Genomic DNA, 545 nt, shown 5'->3' on the forward strand with positions numbered 1-545 from the left:
AGAATGCATTTGTGTTATAAATTTACGCGGCTTGTTTTAATGAAATTCCTCTTAAGATTTGTCGCACCCATTTCATGATAAGGACTATAATGGAGATTAATGGTAATGTTTCTTGGAAAAGTCTATTATGCATTCAATAAATATGACGGTGTACACTATGTACAATAGGTGGATGAAGTTTAATTTTGGCGTATTGCACTAAAGTGTGCTGCTTGTTGGAGGGGGAGTGCTTTAGCGCCAAAAGGATGTAAGAATGCTTCTGCTTTACTGATGAGTGTATCTCGCTTTTTTTGGGTTTCTTTAATGCCGTAGAGATGAACAAAAGTGGCTTTTTGTGCCGTTTCATCTTTCCCAGCCGTTTTTCCTAGGGTTTGCGTGTTGGCGGTGACATCAAGAAGGTCATCGGTTAATTGAAAGGCTAAACCAAGATAGGTACCAAAATCAGTAAGTTTTTCAGTTAATTCTTTAGATGCATTGCCAATGATGGCACCTGCTTGGCAAGCAAAGCTTATCAGGGCTGCTGTTTTCATGTGTTGTAGAGTGAT

At 38.9% G+C, this 545-nt stretch carries 1 protein-coding gene; it reads right to left on the reverse strand.

Features of this window, described 5'->3' with window-relative positions:
- Positions 1–179 precede the first annotated feature (179 nt).
- Positions 180–545: polyprenyl synthetase family protein (locus tag ACFIL8_RS12580; protein WP_375690116.1), on the reverse strand; the 366-nt coding region annotated here is incomplete at its 5' end.

Origin of the sequence: Bartonella sp. AP57NXGY (assembly GCF_042195805.1) — a bacterium.
Taxonomy (GTDB): Bacteria; Pseudomonadota; Alphaproteobacteria; order Rhizobiales; family Rhizobiaceae; genus Bartonella.